At 39.3% G+C, this 24,834-nt stretch carries 18 protein-coding genes; 7 read left to right on the top strand and 11 right to left on the bottom strand.

All coding sequences use genetic code 11. The features are described from left to right. Positions 1-341: 341 nt before the first annotated feature. The gene (locus tag CLV59_RS09660; protein WP_111591830.1) at positions 342-971 is read right to left on the bottom strand and encodes a HEPN domain-containing protein; all 630 of its coding nucleotides are present in this window, start codon (positions 969-971) and stop codon (positions 342-344) included. 256 nt (positions 972-1,227) lie between these two features. On the opposite strand from CLV59_RS09660, the gene CLV59_RS09650 reads away from it, so the two are divergent. The 5 genes from CLV59_RS09650 (at position 1,228) to CLV59_RS09630 (ending at position 9,126) form a co-directional block, all read left to right on the top strand. Continuing rightward, on the top strand, positions 1,228-1,845 hold the full coding sequence (locus CLV59_RS09650) for a M48 family metallopeptidase (protein ID WP_211323785.1): 618 nt from the start codon (positions 1,228-1,230) through the stop codon (positions 1,843-1,845). Between the two features lie 280 nt (positions 1,846-2,125). Continuing rightward, the gene (locus CLV59_RS09645; RefSeq protein ID WP_111591827.1) at positions 2,126-2,896 is read left to right on the top strand and encodes a response regulator transcription factor; all 771 of its coding nucleotides are present in this window, start codon (positions 2,126-2,128) and stop codon (positions 2,894-2,896) included. A 124-nt stretch (positions 2,897-3,020) separates the two neighbouring features. Then, complete coding sequence (locus CLV59_RS09640) at positions 3,021-3,689, top strand: YiiX/YebB-like N1pC/P60 family cysteine hydrolase (protein WP_111591826.1); 669 nt, start codon at positions 3,021-3,023, stop codon at positions 3,687-3,689. An 18-nt stretch (positions 3,690-3,707) separates the two neighbouring features. Further along, positions 3,708-8,024 carry a hypothetical protein gene (locus CLV59_RS09635; protein ID WP_146616154.1) on the top strand — a complete coding sequence of 1,439 codons (4,317 nt, stop codon included), beginning with the start codon at positions 3,708-3,710 and terminating at the stop codon, positions 8,022-8,024. Further along, on the top strand, positions 8,014-9,126 hold the full coding sequence (locus CLV59_RS09630) for a tetratricopeptide repeat protein (protein ID WP_111591824.1): 1,113 nt from the start codon (positions 8,014-8,016) through the stop codon (positions 9,124-9,126). Before CLV59_RS09635 ends, CLV59_RS09630 begins: the two co-directional genes overlap by 11 nt. Before the next feature lie 339 nt (positions 9,127-9,465). Here CLV59_RS09630 and CLV59_RS09625 read toward each other — a convergent pair whose 3' ends face one another. The 3 genes from CLV59_RS09625 to CLV59_RS09615 all read right to left on the bottom strand — a co-directional run bounded on the left by CLV59_RS09625 (position 9,466) and on the right by CLV59_RS09615 (position 12,540). Then, positions 9,466-10,497: an alpha/beta hydrolase gene (locus tag CLV59_RS09625; RefSeq protein WP_111591823.1), complete on the bottom strand. Its 1,032-nt coding sequence runs from the start codon at positions 10,495-10,497 to the stop codon at positions 9,466-9,468. A 283-nt stretch (positions 10,498-10,780) separates the two neighbouring features. Further along, positions 10,781-11,470: a LytR/AlgR family response regulator transcription factor gene (locus tag CLV59_RS09620; RefSeq protein ID WP_111591822.1), complete on the bottom strand. Its 690-nt coding sequence runs from the start codon at positions 11,468-11,470 to the stop codon at positions 10,781-10,783. Next, positions 11,467-12,540 (bottom strand): sensor histidine kinase, encoded by a 1,074-nt coding sequence (locus tag CLV59_RS09615; protein ID WP_111591821.1) that lies wholly within the window; start codon positions 12,538-12,540, stop codon positions 11,467-11,469. The genes CLV59_RS09620 and CLV59_RS09615 overlap by 4 nt, the downstream gene beginning before the upstream one ends. A gap of 156 nt (positions 12,541-12,696) precedes the next feature. Between CLV59_RS09615 and CLV59_RS09610 the strand changes: the two genes are divergently transcribed. Next, positions 12,697-14,382 (top strand): S41 family peptidase, encoded by a 1,686-nt coding sequence (locus CLV59_RS09610; RefSeq protein WP_111591820.1) that lies wholly within the window; start codon positions 12,697-12,699, stop codon positions 14,380-14,382. 120 nt (positions 14,383-14,502) lie between these two features. On the opposite strand, the gene CLV59_RS09605 is transcribed toward CLV59_RS09610, so the two are convergent. Further along, the gene (locus CLV59_RS09605; RefSeq protein ID WP_146616153.1) at positions 14,503-14,952 is read right to left on the bottom strand and encodes a hypothetical protein; all 450 of its coding nucleotides are present in this window, start codon (positions 14,950-14,952) and stop codon (positions 14,503-14,505) included. A 573-nt stretch (positions 14,953-15,525) separates the two neighbouring features. Here CLV59_RS09605 and CLV59_RS09600 point away from each other — a divergent pair. After that, entirely contained in the window at positions 15,526-16,821 is a 1,296-nt protein-coding gene (locus CLV59_RS09600; RefSeq protein ID WP_211323784.1) for an EndoS/ChiA family endoglycosidase, read from the top strand. 105 nt (positions 16,822-16,926) lie between these two features. Here the strand turns inward: CLV59_RS09600 and CLV59_RS28865 are convergent, their stop codons facing one another. The 6 genes from CLV59_RS28865 to CLV59_RS09565 form a co-directional block, all read right to left on the bottom strand. After that, positions 16,927-18,306 (bottom strand): DUF4236 domain-containing protein, encoded by a 1,380-nt coding sequence (locus CLV59_RS28865; RefSeq protein ID WP_170137696.1) that lies wholly within the window; start codon positions 18,304-18,306, stop codon positions 16,927-16,929. 34 nt (positions 18,307-18,340) lie between these two features. Then, entirely contained in the window at positions 18,341-19,195 is an 855-nt protein-coding gene (locus tag CLV59_RS09590; RefSeq protein ID WP_146616152.1) for a hypothetical protein, read from the bottom strand. Positions 19,196-19,322: 127 nt separating this feature from the next. Continuing rightward, on the bottom strand, positions 19,323-21,332 hold the full coding sequence (locus CLV59_RS09585; protein ID WP_111591817.1) for a phospholipase D-like domain-containing protein: 2,010 nt from the start codon (positions 21,330-21,332) through the stop codon (positions 19,323-19,325). Between the two features lie 359 nt (positions 21,333-21,691). Further along, the gene (locus tag CLV59_RS09575; RefSeq protein ID WP_111591815.1) at positions 21,692-21,901 is read right to left on the bottom strand and encodes a hypothetical protein; all 210 of its coding nucleotides are present in this window, start codon (positions 21,899-21,901) and stop codon (positions 21,692-21,694) included. Between the two features lie 228 nt (positions 21,902-22,129). Next, entirely contained in the window at positions 22,130-22,795 is a 666-nt protein-coding gene (locus CLV59_RS09570; protein ID WP_111591814.1) for a DNA-binding response regulator, read from the bottom strand. Continuing rightward, positions 22,792-24,444 carry a tetratricopeptide repeat-containing sensor histidine kinase gene (locus CLV59_RS09565; RefSeq protein WP_245950845.1) on the bottom strand — a complete coding sequence of 551 codons (1,653 nt, stop codon included), beginning with the start codon at positions 24,442-24,444 and terminating at the stop codon, positions 22,792-22,794. The genes CLV59_RS09570 and CLV59_RS09565 overlap by 4 nt, the downstream gene beginning before the upstream one ends. Between the last annotated feature and the right edge of the window lie 390 nt (positions 24,445-24,834).

Genomic DNA, 24,834 nt, shown 5'->3' with positions numbered 1-24,834 from the left:
TTAGCCACAGCATTCATTTTTTAATTCTTTTGCTGAATGTTTGTCACTACAAAAATACTAGTACGCGTAGAGCTACTTTTCCACTTTTGTTCAAACTTGATCGATTTGGACAGATTTTTCCCAATATTGCTCGAATTAGATAGATTTTGGGCCTGATATACAATAGCGTAATCACGGCAAGGACGAGACAATCTGCACAAGCTCCGATTTGATTTCCATTTAAAAATCATTGACTACCAATTGCCGATATTTAAAAATGATTGCCGCTTATTTGATTTCGGGTTAATATTGTATCATTCAGGAAACGATATATTGAACACGTGGATTAAATCAGAGGTGGCTCAAGAATTTTCTGCCAACAGACAAAAGCTATTCAGTCTTTCTTCGAGTACTTTAAGCGCAGTCGATTGAAATAAAGTAACACGATCCAATAAAATATTCAAATCCTTATCATTTATCACATAATCATTTCTATAACGAGTGTGGGTATACGTCTTATTCAGCAGTACCAATAATTCGTGCTCCTTATCCGTGCCCTGTGGAAAAATTTCATTAAGCGCAGTTGTAAGTCGCAGGCTATATCGTAACATTCTGGATAAATTATGTCCATAAGGATAATGGGAAGTTAGAGAGATTAGTAAAGCACGCAAGGTGTGCTCTGTTGCCTGGTGCAAAGAATGGGCTGCCAAATTATTTTCGCTATTACGCATATAATATTTAGCACCTCCCAGGTAAGATTCAGCTTTCCTAAATTCATCATGGAAATGTGAGCGTGCCTTTTCAATAATACCGAAGGGATTTTTTATAACAGGTATGGTCGATACGGATGTCTCCTTTTCATAAGTAAGATTAGTAGATCTGCAAATCATTGAGTAGAAAATGTGGCCTTCATCCAATAGCTTGATTAACTCAGCTTCTTTTATGAATGAAACAATAACTGATCCTAATTTAGCACAAGCTGATTCAATCATGGTTTTAATCTCTTCATACGGTAACCGCCTTTGAGAATGTGATTAAGAAGAAAATTTACATCGGCTGGCAAGATGTACCAAGAGAATATGAAAGACTTCAGTCAGACATGGAGCTCTTGTCCGTTAACCCAAAATTTGAGGAATTGCAGATAGATGGGCAGAAAGAACTTTGGGAGAGGATAATGAAAGCTATTTTACAAAACTACAGCCTAAACTAATGGTATTACCGGATAACTACATATTAATACGAAAAGAAGTGAAACATGCCCGTTTAAGGGTGAGTGAAGACGGTCGTGTTCGTATAATTATCCCCGAGACATTCTCACAGGATGAAATTATAGCATTGCTAAAGAAAAAGCAACGATGGATTGACAAGCACTTGAAATTTTTTAAAGGCATGTCAAAAATCAATCTTCAACGAAACCAAATACTGTTGTATGGAAACAGGTACAGCTATTTTTATGATTTGACTTATGAGCATAAAGTAATAGTTGACCATGAACATAATACCATCCGGGCAAAGAGAAATCTACTAGATAAAACCATTCAGCAGCAATGGCTAACCGATGTAGCAAAGAAATACCTTGCAAACCGAACCGAAGAATTGGCCGGCAAATTAAACTTCAACTATAACAGATTATACCTTCGCAATCAACGGACAAAATGGGGCAACTGCTCCAAAGAAAAAAACATCTCATTAAATTGGCGTTTGATAAAAGCACCTATGTTTGTTATTGATTACCTGATAGTACATGAGCTGCTTCATACAGTAATAATGAATCATACCCATAAATTTTGGACAATGCTAAAGTCATACTATCCTGATTACAAGGATGCAATCATATGGCTAGACAAATATGGAAATAGTTTATAATTTATAACTCTAATTCTTGCGGCCAAAATTAGGGGAAGCCTACACATCCAAGGCTATACTACTATATATACATTTAAATTTTAACGTTTTTAAATTTATAATACTATTATTCTGATTGATTGCTGATTTGGAGAGGGTATTGGTAATAATTACAGCCTTGCTAAGCCTAAAACATGGGAATATTAACATTGTCCAAATGAATGCAGCAATTAATATGCATTCTAAGCGTCTACCATTCTTCCAAAATTAGTATCTTTAGATAAATCTCATAACCCCAACTATGACATTTGATTTATCGATATATGCCGAAGTATTCAAAACGAATACAAGCTACTATGATGAAATAGTAGATGCGCATGTGAAACGCCTCTCGGAAATAGACAATATACTTCCTCCAAGTTCCACCTTCCTCATGCTTACCAATACCTCCACGTACTCTTACGAATTCATCAGTCGAAACATTCAATATGCCACAGGCTTAGACAAAGAAGAACTATATGCTGGAGGTATAAAATACTTCCTCAGCAAGGTCCATCAGGAAGACATACAGGTATGGCTAATAGCACTAGCAGACTTAATGACTTTCTGCATGACCCAGATTAGGGAATCCGAACGAAAAAAAATGAGCTTCCAGTATAATTATCGTTTGCAGATAAGACCTGACAAAGTCGTCAATGTCGTAGAAAACCAAATCCCGCTTGTACTCGACGATTCAGGAAAACCTATTATTGGCCTGGGACATTTCACTGTATATGAAGATGGTTTATTCCAACCTATAAAGGCTTACGCCAGAATTTTGAACGACAATGAAGAATATGAAACTATCTATTATAAAAACTACGGAGTCCAGCATTTACTGGGTGGCCTATCAAACAGGGAGCAGGATATTCTCAGATTACTGGCACTGAGAAAAACCAGCAAAGAAATAGGAGAAAGCCTATTCATCAGCCCCCATACCGTCGATACGCACAGAAGAAAAATACTACATAAACTTAATTTATCATCAACTTCAGACATCATCGTTTACTGTAGGCAAAATATGTTTATTTGAGTTCACCTAAATACTCAGGTTGAGTATTTTTTATTTCCACGTAACAATAGAGCTTTGCTAATAATAAATAGTCCTTTATTTAATAACATTTATTTAACTCCATAAGCATCCAAATACCACTTATATGAAAAGAAGAGTATTCTTGAAATCCGTAGCGATTTCCGGGCTTCTATTGCCCAATCTGTCGTTTAACGCTTTCCAACAGGAATTCCCCCCCCTCAGTCCAACATTTGGCGGCCAATCCATCATGCCGACTGCCTTACAGGTCGGCGATATCATTCTGTCAACAACAAACGAACTCATTTCGCGCATCATTCGGAACCAGACAGACTATCCCATCAGCCATGCCCGGGTAGTGTACAGCATTAAAAATCCCAACAACCCGGAATTTGTAGAAGCCGTCGGTTCCGGCGTGCGCATCATCACCTACAAAGACATGATGGCCTCAGATACATTGAGTGTCGCACTTCGAAAAACAAAGCTTTCACCCGCGAACATCAGCACAATACAAACCTTTCTGTTAAGCAAATTGGGCGCCGACTATGACCTGGGTGGAGTGTTTGAAGAGTGGCTGGCACTTAAAGTAAAGTTCTTAGACAAAATACGCTCAGTATCCCTTGGTAGCCCCAAAAAATTCTATTGCTCTGAATTGGTAGCAGAAGCCTACAAAGCAATGAGCATAGATTTACTAAAATACAATGGTGCCCCCCCAAATCGCAATTCTGCCCCTGGGCGCTTTGTCGAGATGACCTGGTTCGACCAGCTGAATTATGTTGGCCACATGAAGTACTAACCACAAACCCTGACTACAATGAAAAAGCTAATAGGATTAGCCATCATGCTGCTAAGTCATGAGCTAGTCAACGCACAACGAACTCAGGATATAAAACTAGGCGACAGGTTGAAATACCATTATCTTTTTGATGGCGACATTCGTGATCAGGTTGGCACACCTTCCCAGGTGCTCACCAACGAAGGCAGTCCGGAAGGCCAGTTCTTCAAAGGCAATTTGAGATATGCAGATGACAAATTCATCCAGCTCGGCCGCGGAGGATTAACCCATATTGGTATTCGCGAAGAACTGTCCGCCTCCAGCGACACCATCAGGACCTACGGGTACTGGTTCAAGATAGACACAGATCCACAAAAGGTAGATGCCACCCGAGATTCCCTGGGGACTTTACTGGCCATACGCCTCTTTGAACGGGACACACTTTCAATAAAAATTACCGCCCTGGACAAAAAGCCGAAATTAATTTTCACCAACGGCGGAACATCAGACACCTTACAAACCCTCTCCCAGGATAAATGGTACTACTGTTCCACACAGATTACGTTTTCCACAGATCCTGATATCCGCTTCTCACTATTTGAAACAGCTACTTCCAATGGGAAACCAACCCTGCAGGAAATTGTCATTAAGAACCAGTCATATCAGCAGGCATTCAAGGCATATATACAACAGGCAATGGCTGCCAATAGCAGTAAGATCATCACCCTGGGATTTTATCAAAACGACCGCCAGCTCATGCAGCTCAATGATCTGAGGATCTATGGGCGGGACCTCTCAAAAGATGACATAGACTTCATTGCACAATACTCCGTCAATGACCGACGAGAAGATATGCAAATGGAACTCGCTATCATCTATAAGAAACTCGCCGATGAGCTATACATGGCAGAAGACCGGGACAATGCTATAAAATACTACCATTTGGCGGCAGAGCTTACCGGAACGGGGCCAAACAGCATCAATGTAAATAAATTGAATAATAGTGGTCCGCTTTACTCACTCTATTATAAATTATTGCAAAAAGACATCGCCTACCGCACACTATTATTAGAAAGCGGTTATACCTTTTGGGGAATTGAATTCTCTCAGCAACCTCTGATACCCACCAATGAAATAGCAACCTTCCAAAGGGCCTATGCTAAATTTGATGATCTGTATACCAATATTGAGAATCTGATTAACGATAAGGACAGAATTACCCAGGAATCTGTCAAAAACATGATCCAACAATCAAAAGACCAATATACCCATGAAATAAACCTGCAAAAGAACGAAATTGCAAACACCAACATTGACTTCTACGGAGATCAGATCCTCAGTCTGAAAAACCGTCTAAAAGCCATTGAAGAAGAGCAAAAAGAATTGTCAAAAAGAGTAAAAGGATACGAAGATGAATTGAAAAAAAATGAACAAAAGATTGTCGCCAGCATAACAAAAGCTGTCTCAGAATGCGCAATCGGCGTCCGTATCAACGGTATACCTGACCTCTCCAAAAACATCAAACAAACCGCCTTCGATTTCCTGGATGCAAATCCTGATATTAAAAATTCCCTGCTGGGTAGCGCCAATGACATCTTTAATACAGCGCAGGCATCTTATGATTATTACAACAAAGCCAAACAAGGTTTAGAAGCCATCAAAGCCACCATCAATGGTAAAAACATGTTCTATCCCGATCAAATCATGGGATTTGGAGATGCCTTATCTGAAATGGGCCTGCTAAATACAGAAACACAAAAGGAATGGAATAACTTAAAGAGAAACTATCGATCAGTAGAAGAACTAAAAAGCAAAGCCACAGAAATCATTGCTAAAGCAGCTGAATTAAAGAATGGCGGCTTTGACTCTTGGGTGAAATTAACAGACTATGTAGCCAATTCCGGCTACTTCCCCGAATACGAAGACGCATTTAATAAATATACCGGATTTCCACGGGCCGCCTATGAAGCATTCCAGGAAAAAAAATACGATGCCCTGTTAAAGCTAGGCTCAAGTATACTCGATACCATCCTGAACAATCCGGACATAAAGAAATTTGCAAAAATGAAAGATGAGCTAAAAAGCCTATCAGACAATTATAGCAAGTTAAAACCCCTGTTTACCGCTATTCAGATGAGTGGCAGAGACTCCGTCATCAAAGCTGTTTTAATTGAAACAATCTTCGACCCAAAGATCATTAACTACTTTAAGGACAAAGATCCAAAATACATCAACGACTTCCTTTGGGAGAAAATGCAGACATTGCTGACAAACAACAATAACCTGGAGGTGCAGGAAATAATATTCAAAGAATTCTTTGCAAAAGCTCCAAATGCCTTCACAGCCTTGTTGTCGGCAACCGCCAAAAGCGACCTGAGAATTCTGTTAAATGTCACCAACGACAATGACTTGTTTGTAAAACTCAAAACATTATCCAATAAATGGACAATCGCAAAGGATGGCTATTTATACCTTCCCGTTCATGATGATGTAGAGATTCGGATAAAAGAAGATAGCCTTATCTTAGGCACCTACAGTTACAAACTCTATTTTGATCCTACAAAGATTAAACTCGCAGGTAACGTAATCGAATTCGCAAAACGTCTGATGTCGTTTCCTAAAATAAAATCAGAGTGGACATCTAAGTTCTTCTCCGCGGATTTCGCAATACTATGGCAGGACGCTAAATTACAAGACCCCGGAAACAATCCAAAACGCAAACAGGATATCTATGAGGTATTCCAGGAAAGGCTCAAAACCTCTGGCAATAAGGCAAAAGACACTTTGATACAAAATGAAGCTTACAAACTAGCGATCGGTACCGTCATCATGGAGAACTACCGGAAAGATAAAGGGGATAACCTCTACAAAGAGCTCCCATCTATGGACATAGAAAACTTCTATGTCAACGAAACGCAAACTGGTGGCGAAGCACAAAACAAAGCCATGAGAGATATGACCGCCAGAGCCGTAGACATGGCCTTTCCCGGCGTAGGAACAGCGATATCCTCAGTCATGGATGTATTAGGTGCAGTGCTTGATAACAGTGATCTCATCGATCAACTAAAAGACGCCTACAATAAAAAAATCGCCTTACGTACAGAAACATTGAACAGACTTGAACAACTACAATCTTCCAGACGTAACAGCCAGATCGCTGTGTACGAAAAAGAAATCGCTCAAATCAACCTCGAACTGAGTGGTAAAAGATTTGAAGAGTACGATAAGCTCGTTGCAAATGTACTGGATGATAAACTTTTTGGCTTACGCAGAAAGATCTCAATAGAGCTGCCAATATTTTACTATTATGCAGAACGTCTCCGTTACTACTATCATCGCCTGAATAAAGCCAGTAGTTTCTGGTATGGTGCAGATAATACGCTTGACAAGCTATTATACACCGACAACTCCAACTTACGCCTAGCACTAGATGAATCCATCCGCTTATTCGAGTGGATAGAAACCCCGGATATCTCAAGTTCCCGTCAGGATATCGATTCCCTTCATAATTACTGGCAGCGCCATGCAGCCTTGGTTGAAAACTATGACAAGTCCCTGAAATTCGGTTCTGCAGATGCAGATGAAACAGAAATCAGGCTAATCAGGGTAGAATTGAGCAAAGACTTCGCTAAAGAATGGAAAGACCTCACTACCTGGAAGAAAGGGGCAAGCTATTCCAGCAATCCTTCTTACAAATTTCCACTCGATCTATCAGAACCATTGTCCAATCAGAATCGTTGGAATCTTGACGCATCCAATTCCTCCATCAAAACCATAATGGTAGCTTTTCTCGCAGTGGACAAAGACGGTAGGTCTCTGGATGTCCCCATTTCAATCAGCCATCCTGGAGTATCATTAAATGAAAGTGGTGATTTACAATTACTGAAACGAAAAGCACCAAAGAAAAGCACGGAAGAACGGTTAAGAACAGGTGCAGATGGACCAGAGCTGTCAGATCCCAATGTCATTCAAAATCTCCGGACCCGTTGGGTAAAAGCGCCAGGAGTGGATTACATCCCGGCCTACTTTGAAGGCTATAACTTCAGGAGCAAATGGGAATTAGAACTTCGGGCGAGTTCAGCAACAGCCCAAATGGACAAATGCTATTTCGTGTTTGCTGTACAGTCTTCGCTGAAAGGAATTAAGAAAGAGGACGACAAAAATAAATACCTATACCTGGTAAAACTGCAAACAATAAAGGGATCCCCACCTGAGAACTATCAGTTGATTTGTTCAACGGAAGAATACGAGCGGTATGAAAGTGCCATCAAAAACGCATTATTGAACAAAACCCTATATGCGGGATCTATAACCAGATTTGATAACGGTAATTCAACTGAAATTTATGGGCACTAAGATATTTTTCATCCTTTGTATCTATTTGCTATATGCAGGAATTATCCACGGCCAAAACCTGGAAGGCAATATCACCTACGCCTGGCAATCCCCACAGAAGGTGTTATTCAATGGCCCTTATCGCCCCTTGATTAGTCTTGGCGATAGCGTAAAAATAACCATCAGAGGTACGGTTGACTTACGCCCTTATGAAGTGGAAAAGAAAAGAGGCGGCTTTCTGGGTATTGGAGCTAAACGATACAGAGAAATCGTACATGATTACAAAAATGCGGACCAGGTCAACATCTTCACAGGAATTGATGAAACAAACTGGCGAATTTCGGCCAAGCAGGTGGATCGCGAAACGCAGGTATTAACTGCCACTATGGAAAATGGTTCCTTCTTCGATGGTATGAAAAAGAATCTCTCCTTACTGGCATTTATTGAAGAACCAGGCAAGAATCTCGTACAGGGTACAGCGAACCTGATCATTAGAATGGAAATTGATAGCAGACCAAGAATAGCACAAATTATTAAATATCTGAGAGACTACCAACCCAATGAATTTACCGCCATCAGGGAATTACTGGAAGTGGGAAATGTCATGAAGCAATATCCAAATGAATTGTGTGATGAGCTATTCAATTTTTACAAAAACGAACAGCAAGAAACCCTCAAAATTGTAAAAACAGAATTATTGCAATACCTGTTGTTAAAATCACCTGATAATTCTGCAATAAGAGTAAAGCTGGCTGACTCCTATTTACAGGACGGTAATTTTGAAGGCGCTAAGCAACAGGCTAAAATTGAAATCGCCCGCCTGAAGGCAATTGACCCGACCAAAATGACAACTGACAATCGAGTATTACTGGCAGATGCTTATATTGTAATGGCTGGCACAGCAGAATTGGAACAACAAGGTACACAGGCGAATGCTTTCCAGGTAGCTGTATCGTTTTATAAATTAGCTGGAGATCAATATAAACAGAGTGGTATGGAAAAGCATCCGAAGTGCCGGGATCTGATACTCAAACAATCAAAGGCATTGCAGCGGATCGGAAGTAGGGCGGCGTTTGAGGAAGCCGTGCATTTGCTGGAGGGATATTTGGCAAAAACAGAATAAAAGAGAGGGTGTATCAATATTGAAATCCTCGCAAAACAAACTGAGGCAATTTTCGTATTTGTTCATAATTTCAATTTATACTGCTAATAAATGTCTGAATTTTAGATAAATTATCAACAAAAAGCTTCGAAAATTGTCCCCTCTGCCCCGCAAAATTTAAAAGGCTTCAAATCATTCGATTTGAAGCCTTTTTCGCATGAAACATAATTCAATAAGCTTTATCCTTCATCATTAAAAATATTGATCCGTAACAGGTCTGGGGAGCAAATCCACACTTCTACGCTCTGATCAGCTAATTCACGGCGCATTATAGGCCATTCGCCTGGCTGCTGTTTATGATCACGAAGGCTGAGTTAAAAATAATTGCATTGCTTGTAAATATTCGTCAGGCTTTTCAATATAAATATCGTGTCCTGCCTTCTCAATTATTTTTAATTGACTGTTTTTAAAAATGTCTTTATACTCATTTGTATTGCCCCAGGGAATATTATCGTACTGACCTTTTAATATTAAAACAGGAATATTGTTATTAATAAGTTTTGGTCGTGGGTCTTCAAGTTTGCTATAACTTGTAGGTGTTTTAATGTTGCAATAACCGCCGCCGCCACCTTCTTCAGGCAATATCTTTGAGGAATCGTAAACAAGTCCTTTAGTAAATTTTTCAGCCATTTTGTTGAGATAGCTATCCGCTTCTTCATCACTTGCTATTTTCTTTCCCAATAATGCCCAAACACGAATTGCAATGTATCTTGGTTTCAATAAAAATGAAATCACACTACCGTTGACATCTAAGGGATCTTTGAGATTTAAACTAGCCGGAGCCTTCAACTTTTCCACAGAATCAATTACTGGTTTTACAGCACCTGGACAGGTAAGTATTATTTTGTCAACTTTACCGGGATTGTCCGCGGTAAATAGAGTTGCTAAAGCTCCTCCCCAGGATTGTCCTACTAAAATTACCTTTTCTGCTTTTAAAAGCGCTACAATAGCCTCCAGGTCTTTTTGATGACGAGTTGCCGTATATTCATTTACGTTATCGAGCCTGGCAGATAAGCCCCCTCCAATTTGATCATACAAATAAACATCAAACCCCTCTTCGGATAGTCGCCCAAGAACTTCTATCACTTTTGAATGCACATATCCACCCGGTCCTCCATGTAAATAAATAATAGGGTAAGGCTTTTTATTACCCTTCCCTTCAATAAAAGTATATGCAATCCTAGACCCTGTTTTTAGATCCCAATATTTAGTAGAGAGCCTTGGCTTAATGGATGGGGTATCTTGTTTTGAAGGAATACAAGCCCTGAAGAAAAATATGCATAGCAGTAATAAAAAGGTCCATTTGAGAATTCTGAGAATTTTTCGTTTCATAATTCTATTTTCTTTAATAGTTCTAAAGAGGCATTGGTACACATAAAAGATACATTTATTGAGGAAGTAATACAAATAGGCTATCTCTTTAATGATTAATCATCAATCAAGGATTTAGTCGTTTTTAAATTTTTTATTCCTATCTCACCTATCAATCGCTTCATTTCCAGGCAAATCCATCGCTATCACTTTTTACAAATAGGTTCAATCCGCATAAAAAAAGTCACATCTTATGGTGTGACTTTTTTGCGTTTACGGCATTTCATGATTTCATTTTTTAACGTCAGGACAATCTTCTTACCAAGGCATCTCTATAAGTAAGTCCTACGGAGAGTTGTATGCCATCCACTACGATGAAATTTCCTTCCAGGTATTGGATAAAACTGGCATTGATAATAGTTGACCGATGTATTCTTATGAATTTTGAAGCAGGAAGTAAAGACTCAATTTTCCCGATAGGGATATAGCTCACCAAAGTACCACCCGTGATATGGACCTTTAAGTAATCACCCAATGCCTCTATGTATCGGATGTCAGAAAAGTCCACTTTTATTAAACGTTTGTCTACTTTAAGGAAGATACTGGATGTTTGTAAGGTATCCCTTTCCTCCTGTTTCGCCTTGACTGGCTGTACGATTTTCTGAACCGATTTCAGGAACCGATCAATGGAAACAGGTTTAACAAGATAGTCAACCGCCTCCAGTTCAAAGGCATCTACGGCGTATTCAGCGTGTGCAGTAATAAATATCACTTTGGGCGGATTCCGGATGGATTTGACAAAATTCAACCCATTGATGCCAGGCATATCGATATCCAAAAACATCAAATCTACCGGCTGGCTTTGAAGTACAACAAAAGCATCCATCGCGGTATTATAACAGCCCAGGCAATGCAGATCTGCTATCTGATCGATATAAGAAACAAGTAGCTGTCTCGCCAGCGGTTCGTCATCAACTACAATACAATTAATCATGAAATGCTAATTACTAAGGTTACGGTAAAGGTATCTGGCTCATCATGAATAACCAATTCATGTCTGTCTGGATAAAGCAATGCTAAACGTTTTCGTACATTTACCAAACCTATCCCTCCATAGTTATTCTCTGTGGTCTTTGCCGATAAGTTCTTTGCATTAGAGATTTGGAAGATAAGCTCATTTTCATCAATTGATAACACCATTTTAACCCATTTCTCTGGCATATGCTGATGGAGGGCATGTTTAAAGGTATTCTCAATTAATGGCATAAAGAGCAACGGTTCAATATGGATATCATTTATCTCTCCCTGGATACTGAAATCAATCAGATTCATGGAAGCATGTCGTATATTTTCTAAATAGATGTAGTTTCTGATAAATTCTACTTCCTGTTCCAATCTAACCGTTTCATGGCGGCACTCATAAATCACATACCTCATAATCGAAGACAACCCTTCAATCATCTTGGGTGTGCCTGGCGATTGTTGCACACTCAATGAATAGATGTTGTTTAACGTATTGAAAAAAAAGTGAGGCTGTATCTGGATTTTTAATTGATTCAGCTCCAGTTTCAGTTTTTCCGTCTCCGCCACAGCCAGGTAATGCTGTTTCTTAAATAGTAGCTTCACGACGTACAACGAAGAGGCAGCCAGCAACACTAAACAGGTGTAACCCAGGGATTGGTTAAAGTAACCTTTTGACAGGTCTTCCGGATGCGCGCTTAAAAGATTGTCCCGGTATACTTTCGGTATAAATGGCAGATGAATCATTACAAGACTACTCCACCTGGAACCCAATTCATACACCAATATGTATACTGGAAACAAAGCCACAGCTAATAAGAATCTGCCTTTCCCTATCGTGTAAGGTAAATAGATACGATAGAATAATATGATTACAGGTAACTGAAAAATATTGAGTAGCACAAGGCTCCATGTGAATGAAAACTGACTGAATATCTGCAGCCCTACCGCAAAAGGGCTTAATACGCCTATCACAAATAAATACAACGACTCAGCCAGCAGGCCCTTCTTTTGGTAGCTGAGTGCAAAGGGTCGAAAACGCATTCGCTAAAATTAAACATCCTTTGCAAGTTCAGGAAAGATTTTAGATGAACCGGTGGTTTTACAGGTCGAAGTGAAGAAGATAACTGTCCGGCAAGCAAGAAACTGATTTCATCGAATAAATATCTCTTTGGCATATTGCCTGGCTAATATTGCGGTATGAAAAACATTTATACCACCATCCTGATTATAATTTTGGCAACAACAACCGCTTTTGCACAATCTACAGTACAATGTCATCAACTTAGTGAGCTGTCCAGAACATGGGGACTTTTAAAGTATTACCATCCTGAGATTGCGAGTGGCAAATATGATTGGGACAGTGTGGTAATTGCTAATATAAGTAACCTATTATCCTCCAAATACACTAACGGTTTCCATAGCGCAATAGATAACTTATTAACGGTGGCTGGTATTGATACTGCTAGCTATTATTCGCCTGAAACAGACCATTCCATAAGATATAGCAACTATGATATATCGTGGATCAAACGTGCAAGATACTTGAGTAATGCGCAGAAGGAAAAGCTATACTATATAGCGACTCATCCTCACAGAGGAAAAAACTTCTATGCACTTCCCGGTGATGCCATGGATAGTACCGTCGCCACCGTTAATGAAAAACCATATAAAGACATGTTGCTTCCCGATGTCAAATATCGCTTGCTGGGACTCTTCAGATTCTGGAACGTCATCAATTACTACTACCCATACAAATATGCGATAGGCAAGCCATGGGATAAAGTGCAGCAAGAGATGATTCCCGTTATGATAAACTCTAATGATACGCTGTCCTATTATCGGGCCATTGTACGAATGGCAGCCTCAATAAACGACTCACACGGCGGTTTATGGCCAGAGGTATTCAAACATATAGCTGGTAAATATATGCCTCCTTTCAACTTCCGTTTGATAGAAGGAAAGGCAGTGGTAACAAAAATCATCGACAGTACGCTGGCACATGATGCCAGATTGCAAGTTGGCGCAACCCTGACATCTATCAACGGTGTTCCCATTTCCCGTTTAATCAAAACATTTTGGGAGGATGTACCCGCTTCAAATGCCGGTGGCAAGCTTAAATCCATGCATGCTTTTATACTTAACACCCATTCAGCGCAGGCGCAATATGGAAGTATCAGTAAAGATGGAAAGAAGTTCAACATGGTTTTGCCACAAATAGAACGGGATTTCTTGAAAGACTACCTTGATTTTTTTCAGATGAATAGCAAGATAACCGCGAAGATCCTGGAAGGCAATATCGGTTATGTCTTCTTTAGTAATCTACATTATAAAAATCTGGATAGCGTAATGAAATCGTTATGGAATACCAAAGCGATAATCTTCGATATGCGAAACTATCCCATGGAGGGAACAGGTACCTACCAAGTTCCAGGATATCTCCTCTCCCAGCCTGAGTTATACGCCAGGAATACTTATCCTGATTTCAGTTTGCCAGGCAGATTCAATTATATGATATCGAATGAGGGTACGGCTTATTCGCAGGTCGGAAGGCATAACCCCAATCCTTACAAGGGTAAAATCATTTTACTGGTTGACAGTCGCACACAAAGCGCAGCCGAATGGGCTTGCATGACTTTACTGACCTCCAAAAATGTAACGATAATAGGCAATCAGACGGCAGGAGCAGACGGAAATGTAACCCGAACTATACTCCCAGGCGGATACAAAATAGCTTTTTCGGGTTTAGGGATCTATTTCCCTGATGGAACAGAGACGCAACGAAAAGGTATTCCAATTGATATTGAAGTCCAGTATACTGTTGCTGATCTCATTGAGAATCGTGATCCGCTATTAGCCAAAGCAATCGAATTTGTAAATAAATAGCTGGAACCGGCGCTCCCCTCTAAATCCGGAGCAAGAGTTCGAATATTATCAAAGCCTTCAAATTTTTCGATTTGAAGGCTTTATTTTTTACTGAACCATTGCCAGGTGATATAAAAGTTTCTATTTCATTATTCTCCTTGGAAATAAAAACGTTTTCCCTTTTTTACGATATTCCCGCATTGAAGTGATCAGCCATTTCGAATACCCCGCGAAGTCGGCATCATTCTCCCTGGAAAACAGTTCAAATATCTCTCCATTCCAGTCAACTACTACATAAAAGTATAGTTCATCGGTTTTCCCAGTTCCCCACAAGAGGCTATCTGTGGTCCGATACATAGGAAACCCATAGCCTTTGGAGATATCCAGTTTTACATTATCATCATTCCAGGTGTAGTTATCATAGGATCTCCAGAAGAGATGTGTTTGGAAGACGTCTTTTCCATTGGAGTACCTGTCATCTTCTCCCATTAGATTATCACCTTTTATTAATTTAAACCCTTTAGGAAAAGAAATTTGCCCGTACGTAGTTGTTACGCAGATCAGGAGGAGAAAACTAAATAAATATTTCATAGATAGATAAGCATTAGTTCCTCAATATATCATCTGTAAATGGACTTAAAAATTTTAATCCATTTTATAAGATAATTAGGCTGCCATCTTTTATACTGGTCATTTGGCAGATAAAAACATCGCTTCCGGAAAAAATATTCGGTACACATCCAATTTTAATGTAAATTAACAGTATCTGTCGATCGTATCTTATTTGTCTTTAAGAGCTGATTTCATAAACCCGATTCCATGATTCACGACGCATAATCAGACCCAGCGCATTATTTGCTATAATTTAAAAGCCCATTATTAAAGCGAACAATGCACCATCCGGAAAATAGTCACTTGCCTGAAGTTATTCTCCTGAAATGGAAGTGACGTTACCAGTATAATTCCAAATGTTATGTAAACCAGCAATTTAATTGAATAAAGAGAGCTGAAACAGTCAAGTAAATCGATTAAGCACATACAGTGACAATGAAGAATCACTTCTAACAACCGTTGTTTTACAACCAATGAAAGTGATGTTGAGGCGACCATTTCCCATTCGGTTTTTTCTATTGGCATCATTATTCACCATAAAAATTCAACCAAATGAAACAAACGTGTTTATCATCCAGATTATTAACCGTATTGATTATGTTGATCCTTGGTACTAGCTGTACCAAACAGTTACGCTCCGATGAATTATTAACCAACAGCCAATCTGTTCAGGCAACTGGCGCCACAACCTCTCTTTCCGTTCCTTTAGATACGCTGCTGGCGTATAAAAGTCGCCCTCACGAAATTTACGCGGGCTTCTATCGCATCCAGGGGCCTTGTTATGGCGCAGCTCCGTCTGGCACCAATTTCTCGCAGGTGCCTGATAGTCTGGATATACTGATCCTGTTTTGCTTCTCTTCCACTTCTCCTATTGCCAGTCAGGTACCGGGGTGGATCAATACCTTACATACCAAAGGGACTAAAGTAATCCTCACGGGCAATTTAAACCTGGTGGCAGGGGCCACACATGATACCGTGGGCTACAACCTCACTGCCAAATATATCATGGATAGTATCGTCAATAAATATGGATTTGATGGATACGACATTGATGTAGAGAGTAACCCTTCCGGCCAAACGTTGACAGATATGGCCGGGGTATACAAAGCGCTCTCCAAATACCTTGGTCCAAAATCCGGCACTGGCAAGCTGCTAACATTTGATACCAATCAAAGTGGCAGCAACAGCCTCTTCCAACTGGTATATACTATGGTCGACTATGTATGGCTGCAAGCCTATGGCCGTGGCGCCAGCACCTTACAGTCCACCTGGAATACCTTTTCTCCTTACATTCAGTCCAAACAGTTCGTTCCAGGCTTCTCTTTCTATGAAGAAAACGGCTATCCTTCCAATGTATGGTACGATGTGACCTACCCAGTAAACGGTACTGGTCGCGCATATGACTATGCCCGCTGGGAGCCCACTTCCGGCAAGAAAGGAGGCGTATTTAGCTACGCAATAGACAGAGATGCCCCGTTGACTTCTTCTACGGATAATAACCTCTATGCACCTACCTATATCGTTAGCCAACAACTGATTCAGATCATGAATCCCGTAGGCGGCAGTGGTAGCGGCTCCACTGGCGTCGTATTCTATCAGGATGCCAACTTCGGCGGAACAGCATCTCAACCAATTGCCAAAGGCAATTATACGCTGGCTCAACTCCAGGCAAAAGGTGTGGTAAATGATTGGGCTTCTTCCGTAAAGATCCCTTCCGGCTGGACTGTTATTATGTATGCAGATGATAATTTCTCAGGCCAATCCTGGACACTCACCAGCGATAACAGCTGGTTTGGAGGATTATCCCCAAATGCAAATGATAAAATGAGCTCGGCGAAGATTCAGTAGCGAGTGGGTAATAGAGGAATCATCAGCACCACGGGTCTTTAAGTTAAAGGACTTGAAGGCCCGTGGTTTGTGTGTATTTATCTATATTTTTTTTATTCCTATTACTTATTGGTAACACTCTCCCATCTTGGTTTGAAAGGCGCCAATCTTCATTAAAAAAGTAGCTAAGTCGTCCATTGCGAATTGCTTTGATGTAGAAATGACCTCAAAGATTCCTGTATCAGATGTAAATGTATATTGTGAATATGCACATACAGGGAGTCTGCGGTTATTATTGAACCGTTTATCCGGGCCCCCGGCTTTATTCACAAATTGCCATGTGTAATCAACAACCTTTGCATCTGGAGGCAACGATTCTGATTCAATAAAGTTGGAAACATGGCATCTTATCTGCAAATTCTTATAAAATACTGCAGCAAAATCCTTTCCTCGCTTTATCAGTAGTCGCTCAGGTAAAAAATACAGTTCCATATTACTAAGTGAAATCCATGGGATATCCACATTAGTAATGAAGTATGGGATCGGCATTTTATTGTCCGAAAAACTGCTTATCCTTGTCCTCTTTATCAAACTTCCCGCTCCGCCATTTCGTTTGAAATCTGTTGTACCCTGAACATTCAAGTACTGCCAAATTCTTGAAGTCTGAGAAAAAGTGATAAAATGCGCTTTGAACTGCTGATACACTTGTTGATATCTATCATCCATATCATATTGCAATTCCATCGCAAACCTTTGCTTATCTAACCTTTTCAACCAAGAAGTGAGGGGGATAAAGCAAAGCACACTGAAAATAAGCTCATACCACAAATAATCATTCACCTGGTGCCACTCCTCTTCCATCACTGCTTCATATGATTGATGCACCACCATCGCCAGGTCTCGCTTAATATATCCGGAAGAGTCAGATAGCTTTACTTTAAGCCACTGTATATTCGATGTATCTAGTAAAGCAAAGGTTTCATCATATCCTACAGTTTGTAAAATATCGGACTTAACATTTGGCTCCTTCCGAATGTTGGCGCCTTTAATTACAATGATCTTTGCAAAGGCTGTATCTAGTGCTGGGCGTACTAAGATTTCTTGTTTCCCATAAGAAACAAATAATAAGATACCTAGTATAATAAACAATAGCAATTTTACTCTCCCTGCATATGGTACTTGTGCAGATTTTTGATTCAGCTCCGTAATAAAATTATGAGAATCCGTATCTGTCAGAGCCTCTATCGGCGAGGAAGTGATGTTATTCGGTATACCTTCAGGGAGGGTTTCATAGGAAGGTGAAGGAGAAGGAGAAGGTGGATGGGAAACAGGTGGGGATATTCTCTTTCGATAACTGATACCATTTGCACTTAGGTTTACGAATGTCCCTCTTGGCCCCATATTAATACGGGCACCTTTTACCCCTACCGAATAACTTATACCTTTTTTCGAGAAGTTCATTCTGAATGGTCCGGCACTAATAGATTTACGATAAGACCAACCCATAGCTTACAGTTTAATTTTAGGCAAAAGATTAATTTTATACTTTGGGAATACCCAGGAAGTGGAGTACAATCTTCTCTGCTTCGTCTTTCGAGGAGGCATAAGGATGGAGTTCAAACCGCTTTACCTTAGATTGTTGCAACCAGTTTGTCCAGAGTAGTTTGATAATCTCCATATCTGTTGGATGCTTTGTTGCTGCTCCTCCTGACGATAACGACCGATCATAAAGTTCCATTACCAGTATTTCCAGATTACTTAAATATTCATTATTAACCGGTTTTATTTGAAACTGCTTATGTTTCTCCAGAAAAAGTTGCATATCCTGCTCACGCGAAGCCAAAAAAGCATTTCTGAACTGATTAATACTTTTCTGGCTCAAATCCACTCCCTTATTGTATATACCAGCCTCGATATATCCATCTGTTACCAGGATTAAAATATTACGATAGTTATTCACATAGGAATTGCGCTGGTACTTCACCGTTTTCTCAGGAAGTAGCACTCTTCTTTCATCAATTCCCTGATTAAAATAACTCCAGATATCAGAGCCCGTATTCTGCCCAACAGCCAAATTATTAACGCGGGAAAATTCCATCCTCATCTCATCGATATCATTTTTCAAAGTCCCCCTAACACTGTCTCGTCCCATGATATAGCTAATTCTTTCATTCTGGTTGCTGAATCGGCCGAAATCAATAAATAGTTTATCAGTATTGACTCCGTACTGATTGATTAATCCTTTATTAATAAAATCAATGGTTAGCTTATCCTGTTGATACTCAGTTCTTTTAAATCGGAGAATGGTAGGATATAGATTACTAGTGAAGATGGATAAAATATCCACATCATTCAGCGGTCGTTGGTACCGCTGTGGGTTTACACGATTCGACATATCCTGTGCAAACAAAATATTAAAATGTGTTACTGATAGTACATTTCCTGTTAATCCCTCCTTAATATTTTTCTGCGAGGGCCTGCATTTGAAGGAAATAAGCGCAACAAATATGATTATACAAAACTTATACATCCTGTGGAATTTTTACGCGTTTGTCAATTTTTCGAACATGTATATTCTCCTGTTGCCACCTGGCAGCCACTTCAGCTGCCTGAGTTGTTTTATTCGTTGCCTTTGCGATTGCATATTCTTTATGTAGGAAATCATTCCAACCCTCCAGAAATACATTTATCCGGTCCTTTAAGGCATCAATAGAAATCGGGAGGTTATCTGACTGGATATGCATTGTATAAATAGCGGCAATTCTGTCTATACTTTCTACATCTCTTAGCAACTGAACTCGTTTCTTCTGTAGTTCCTGATTTAGTCTGACAGGTAGCTCCCTTAATTCAATATCTGTCTGTTGTACACCGGCCTTTAATTGTAGGATATCCTTTTCTATCAACATCATGCTTGCTTCAAGCTGCATAATTTTACCTGAATTCAGGATCATCTCTTCGCTGAGATGTTTAATCCTAAGCTGGTTGCGTTGAGCTATTATATCCGGATTACGCTCTTCGAAGATGTTAATCAATTTTTTAAATGCTAACTTAAATAAGACTAGTCCAAAAGCGCCAAACACAAATACCAGGTAAAAGTTAGTATCAGATAAAACCATGTTAGCCGACCAAGGTACATTCACATTTCCCTGTGCATAATTCATTTCATGAACTGCCTGTGCAACTTTGTAGGCTATCGCGCCATCCAAAACCAGGATTCCAAATACGAAACCCAAAATCGCCACCAATTTCTTATGTTGCGGTTTAACAAAATGATCAACTGAAGCAAATGCCAATGGAATACATACAAAAAGAAATATGAAAATAGCAGCAGTCCCTGTTTTGTTCATCGCCAGACTTAAGGCTTCAGGATTAAACACCTGAGCGGGCGCCGTGGGAATATTCTGTGCCTGCTGTAACTTTGCATCCTCTACCCCAAAAAGTAATATATAGGCTGCGGACGAATAGAAAATCAATGAATAGCTGAACAAGGCTATATTAAAAAAAACTACCGGGATAAACTCGAACCATTTAAACTTTGGTCTTACCGACTCTTGTTCCGCCACCTTAATTTGTTTATCCAATACCGCATTTTCTTTCTCACTATAGGGTATTTTACTTTCTTTAATTTCTTTAATGCTTTGGGTCGCAGATGAAATTTCTGCAGACAATCTTATTCCCTTTACTTCCAAATTGGCTTTGCTATCAGAGCTCTCCTGTTCAAGGAAATTTACAGTCAGTTCATGCTCTTTCTCCAGTTTACTTTGGCTTATGGCCTTAAACTCTTCAATTTTTGCAATCAATCTCCTCTTCTTGTCATCAATAGCATCTATTTCATTGATAAAAACAGAATATAGTGTATCAAAAGCCTTATAAAGGACCTGATGATCTCCATTATTGGCGCTACATCTTTCAAAACCGTGCTCTCTAAGCAATTTGCGATCAAAGCTTTTCACCTCAGCGGCAATCATCGAATCCAACACATTTTCAAATTCAGTTTCCACTTTAAGAGGTGGGCGTTCTAACACTTTGATCGGTTGTTGAGGAACTACTGTAGTAGCAACATTATCAGGGGCATGATCCTCTTTCTGTTCATTAATTTTTTCCTTGATCTCATTAAAGTTCTTAATCAGTGTATCAATAGTCTCCCGATGATTTGTACTGATAATACTTTCATGGTTATTTTTCTTGGCATTAACAGTCCAGTTATAAGATCCATGCAATGCAATTCGTTTATCAATTACACAGAACTTCTGGTTCATAACACCATAGCCATTCATCCTTATCTTGTAAACGTTTGCGCCCTTTACAGCTAACTGGTTAAAATCTAGTTTTTCATTGTCTTGGTTATCTGCAATGATGATTTCGATAGATATGCCTTGATCCAGCTTTTCGGACAAAATATTAAACAAATCCTCATCTGTAAACCACCCTGTTGCCAGAAGTATTTCAGATGATGCATGATGCAGTTCATGCTGAATTTTTGCAAAAATTTCCTTGTTGTCATTAATGACATGCTGATCGATTAGTTCCATAGTAGGAGATGATATTTTATGGGGAATAAGGCTTTTAAAAGTTATGCCATGAATAATCCAATTTTGAAGAGTGCCGTTCCCATTCACAAAGAGTCTTATTATCACTCACGGCACGCTTCAATGTTGTTTTGACAATCCGATATTGACAGTTACTTAATCCTCTGCAATCAGCTCGATAATGATACTTCCTGATATGATGACTACTACAAACATATACGGTAGTATCATCTATACAACCGACGATATTTAAGCAGCAAGCAAGTAACAAAAATCTCATATTTACAGAACGGATAGCAGGTTTACAAAATGAAACTTATTAAGGGATAATGGCGAAAGGAAGGCTGACATATGCGGTTGAATCACCTGGTATGACAGGTGGGGGAACATATCTTACAACCATCAGCTGTTAAATAGATTTTTTTAGCTTCTCTGACGGCTTCCTGACAGGTGGCAAATTCTCCGAGTAGTTGTCTGTTCTCGAATTTCGGAAGCGCCCGACAACTTTCGTCATGCACTTCGTGATCTCCATTTAATTGTCGGATCTTGGATACCCAGTATCTCTTTTTCATAATTACTATTTAATAGTTAAACAATACAGATCAAAATTACCGATTGAAAACTGCCGTTTTTTACGGGAAACCATAATCAGTAATTATTTATAGAAAGATGCTGTAATGAGCTATGGCATGGAGTATCCGGTAATTAACATCTTGATCTAATAGAAAATAAAATGCCATCGCGATGGCGATGGCATATACAGTATTCAAACATTCTTGAATTCAAATTGGTGTTAATGGTTATAAAATACCAATATCTTTACAGGAGGCAATCAGTTGTTCATTTTTAGTACAATTCAATTCCTCTCTCATCTTATTCAAACGCTTCTCTACACTACTTAAACTCGAAGGACGAAAATTATTTTTCTGTAAATGTGCCGGAATATCTTTTTGAGGTACCCCTTCTGCTAACAATCGTATTATCGCAAGGTCAAAATCTGTAAAATCAAAGGCATTGTTCTGCTTCATCATTTGCTGAAACGAGCGCGGAAAATATAGCTGATTTCTAGAGACCTCTGTTATAGCCGTCAATAATTCCTTTGCATCATTACGACCTTTGAGGACGTATCCATCTATAGCGTGCTTTTCAATCAATTTCTTAATAACAGCCGGATTGTTCTTTGCTGAAAACACAATTATCTTTAGGTCTGGCTGAACATTTCTAACAGCAGGTATAAGGGATTCACCGTCAGTTATTTTTTGCTCCGATCCGTCATCATCAAAACTTAGATCTGTAATAAGTAGATCATAGGACTGGCCGCGCTGTAAAGCCACATTCACTTTTCTATGCGCCTCATCGCAATAATAAGCGTGATCTACCTCTACGATGCCCAATTCAGTTAGAGTGCGTTGTAAAGAAACGTTTACACTTTCATGGTCCTCCACTACTAATACTTTATTTATCATGCTACCAATATTGGAAATGAAATTAATACTTTAGCGCCTTTTAATTCGCCAGAACCAAATATAACATTGCCTCCAATACTGGTTATACGGGAAACCGTATTCTTCAACCCATTCCCTTTTTTAACTTCGTCAGAAAATCCAATACCATTATCCGTGTATTGTATTTTAATTTCATCAGCTATTTTTTCGAATTTTATAAAAACCTTATTGGCAGCACTATGTTTTTTCATATTTACCATCAATTCCTGCAGTACATATTTCACTTCTATTTTGGCTGTTTTGCTTACACTTTCCCATAATAATTTATCATTTCCAACAGTCAGTACAGAAATTCTTTCTGTTTTAAAAACACCCAATAGCCGTGCAATTTCATCATGATAGGGCACACTGTTGTACTCCAGTTTGTCATAAGATATATTGCGGGACTTTTCATATAAGTCTTCCAGGTTATCCAACAGCTTATCTTTCTCTATAACATCATTATGCTCGATTTCAGTCATGGTGCGATATATACCATTTGCAACTACATCATGGACTTTTTTAGATGCTTTTAGCGCTTGTTCACGGATAATACTTTTTTTCCGTTTACGATACCAAATTACAGTAGTAATAACGCCAAAAGCCACAACAACAATGCCTCCATAAATCATAATCCGCTGTTGGATGATTTGTAGCCATCTTTCTGTATTCTCTTGTTGTAATCGCAGATTCTCCACCTTATTTTTTTCCGCATCATATCGGATCAGTGCAAATTGATTCTTAGCATTATTACGAGCAGTCTGTAAGCTATCATTCAAAAATTGATATCGTGCAAAATATCGTTGTATGTGGTTAGGGAAACCGAGCAACAAGAGTTTCTGTAAGGCCTCCAGCTCATCATCAGGGCTACTGAGCTGTCGGGAAATGGCGTACATCTTATCGGCATATATTAATGCAGAATCAGGGTGGGTATGGGTATAATAGTCAGACAAATGAGAATAACTGGCATTTTGCCCCCAAAGATCCTTTTCCGCTACCCTTATTTGCAATGCCTCCCAGAACTCTGGAGCGGCGCTGTAACTGGAATCCTGCAACCATTTGGCTCTTGCCCTGTTGGATAATACCCTGGCATATGCACGTTTATCAGCTTTATTCTTATCAATAATATCGTTATAGATTGCAATAGCCTTCGTATAGGCCCTTAACTTCTGATAAACGACCGCCTTATTATTCAAAAAGATCAATTTATAACCATCATTTAACGCAAATTTCAATGCTAAATCATAATAATGAATGGCTGCCTCATAATTCTTCAGGTTCAAGCTACTCGTTCCTAACTCGTTATAATCCGATGAAAGACAAGAGGAGTCCCTTTCCTTTTTTTCATCCAGATAACGTAAGGACATTAACAAATTCTCCTGACTCCCAAAATAATCTCCTTCGTCAGACTGAATGGCTGCCATACTATTATAAGCCATGGCAATTTGTAGACTATCACCAGAATTCGATACCACTAAATTGAAATAATAAAAAGCGGAGTCATTTTGAACATGGATAAATGATTCTCCCTTGGCAAAATCGGGCTCTCTGGCAAAAGGAATAACAGCATGTTTCTTTTTACATCCCAGAAGACAGACAGATACGATGAGTAAAAAAAACGGAGTTCTCAAATCAATAATTTTCAGGGTAAGAAAAATCTCTAGACAATCATGAAATACATCTCTACTACATTACAAAACTCAATCATAAACAAATATAATTTTTTTCGTCATAAACATACTATCCTACTGATGGGGCTATATGGACCACTTTTTACTATTCGGGAAGGCTTATTTAAAAACAAAGGATGGAATAATTGGTTATTGATGGAAAAGATAAGGCAAGGAGCACCTTGCCTTATCTCTAAATTTGTCTATTTTGACGATGTTGGAGGAATGGGAGGATGTGGAGGAACATGCCCAGTTTCACCACCTGTATCCATTGTGGTCACTTGTGAACCGTGAGTACCATTAGATGTTGTATTGTGGTCCGGACATACCAATGCCCAGAAAATAACTATG

Origin of the sequence: Chitinophaga dinghuensis, from assembly GCF_003259435.1 — a bacterium.
Lineage (GTDB): Bacteria > Bacteroidota > Bacteroidia > Chitinophagales > Chitinophagaceae > Chitinophaga > Chitinophaga dinghuensis.
The sequence above is the reverse complement of the archived record's forward strand: the minus strand, read 5'-3'. Positions and strand labels throughout refer to the sequence as shown.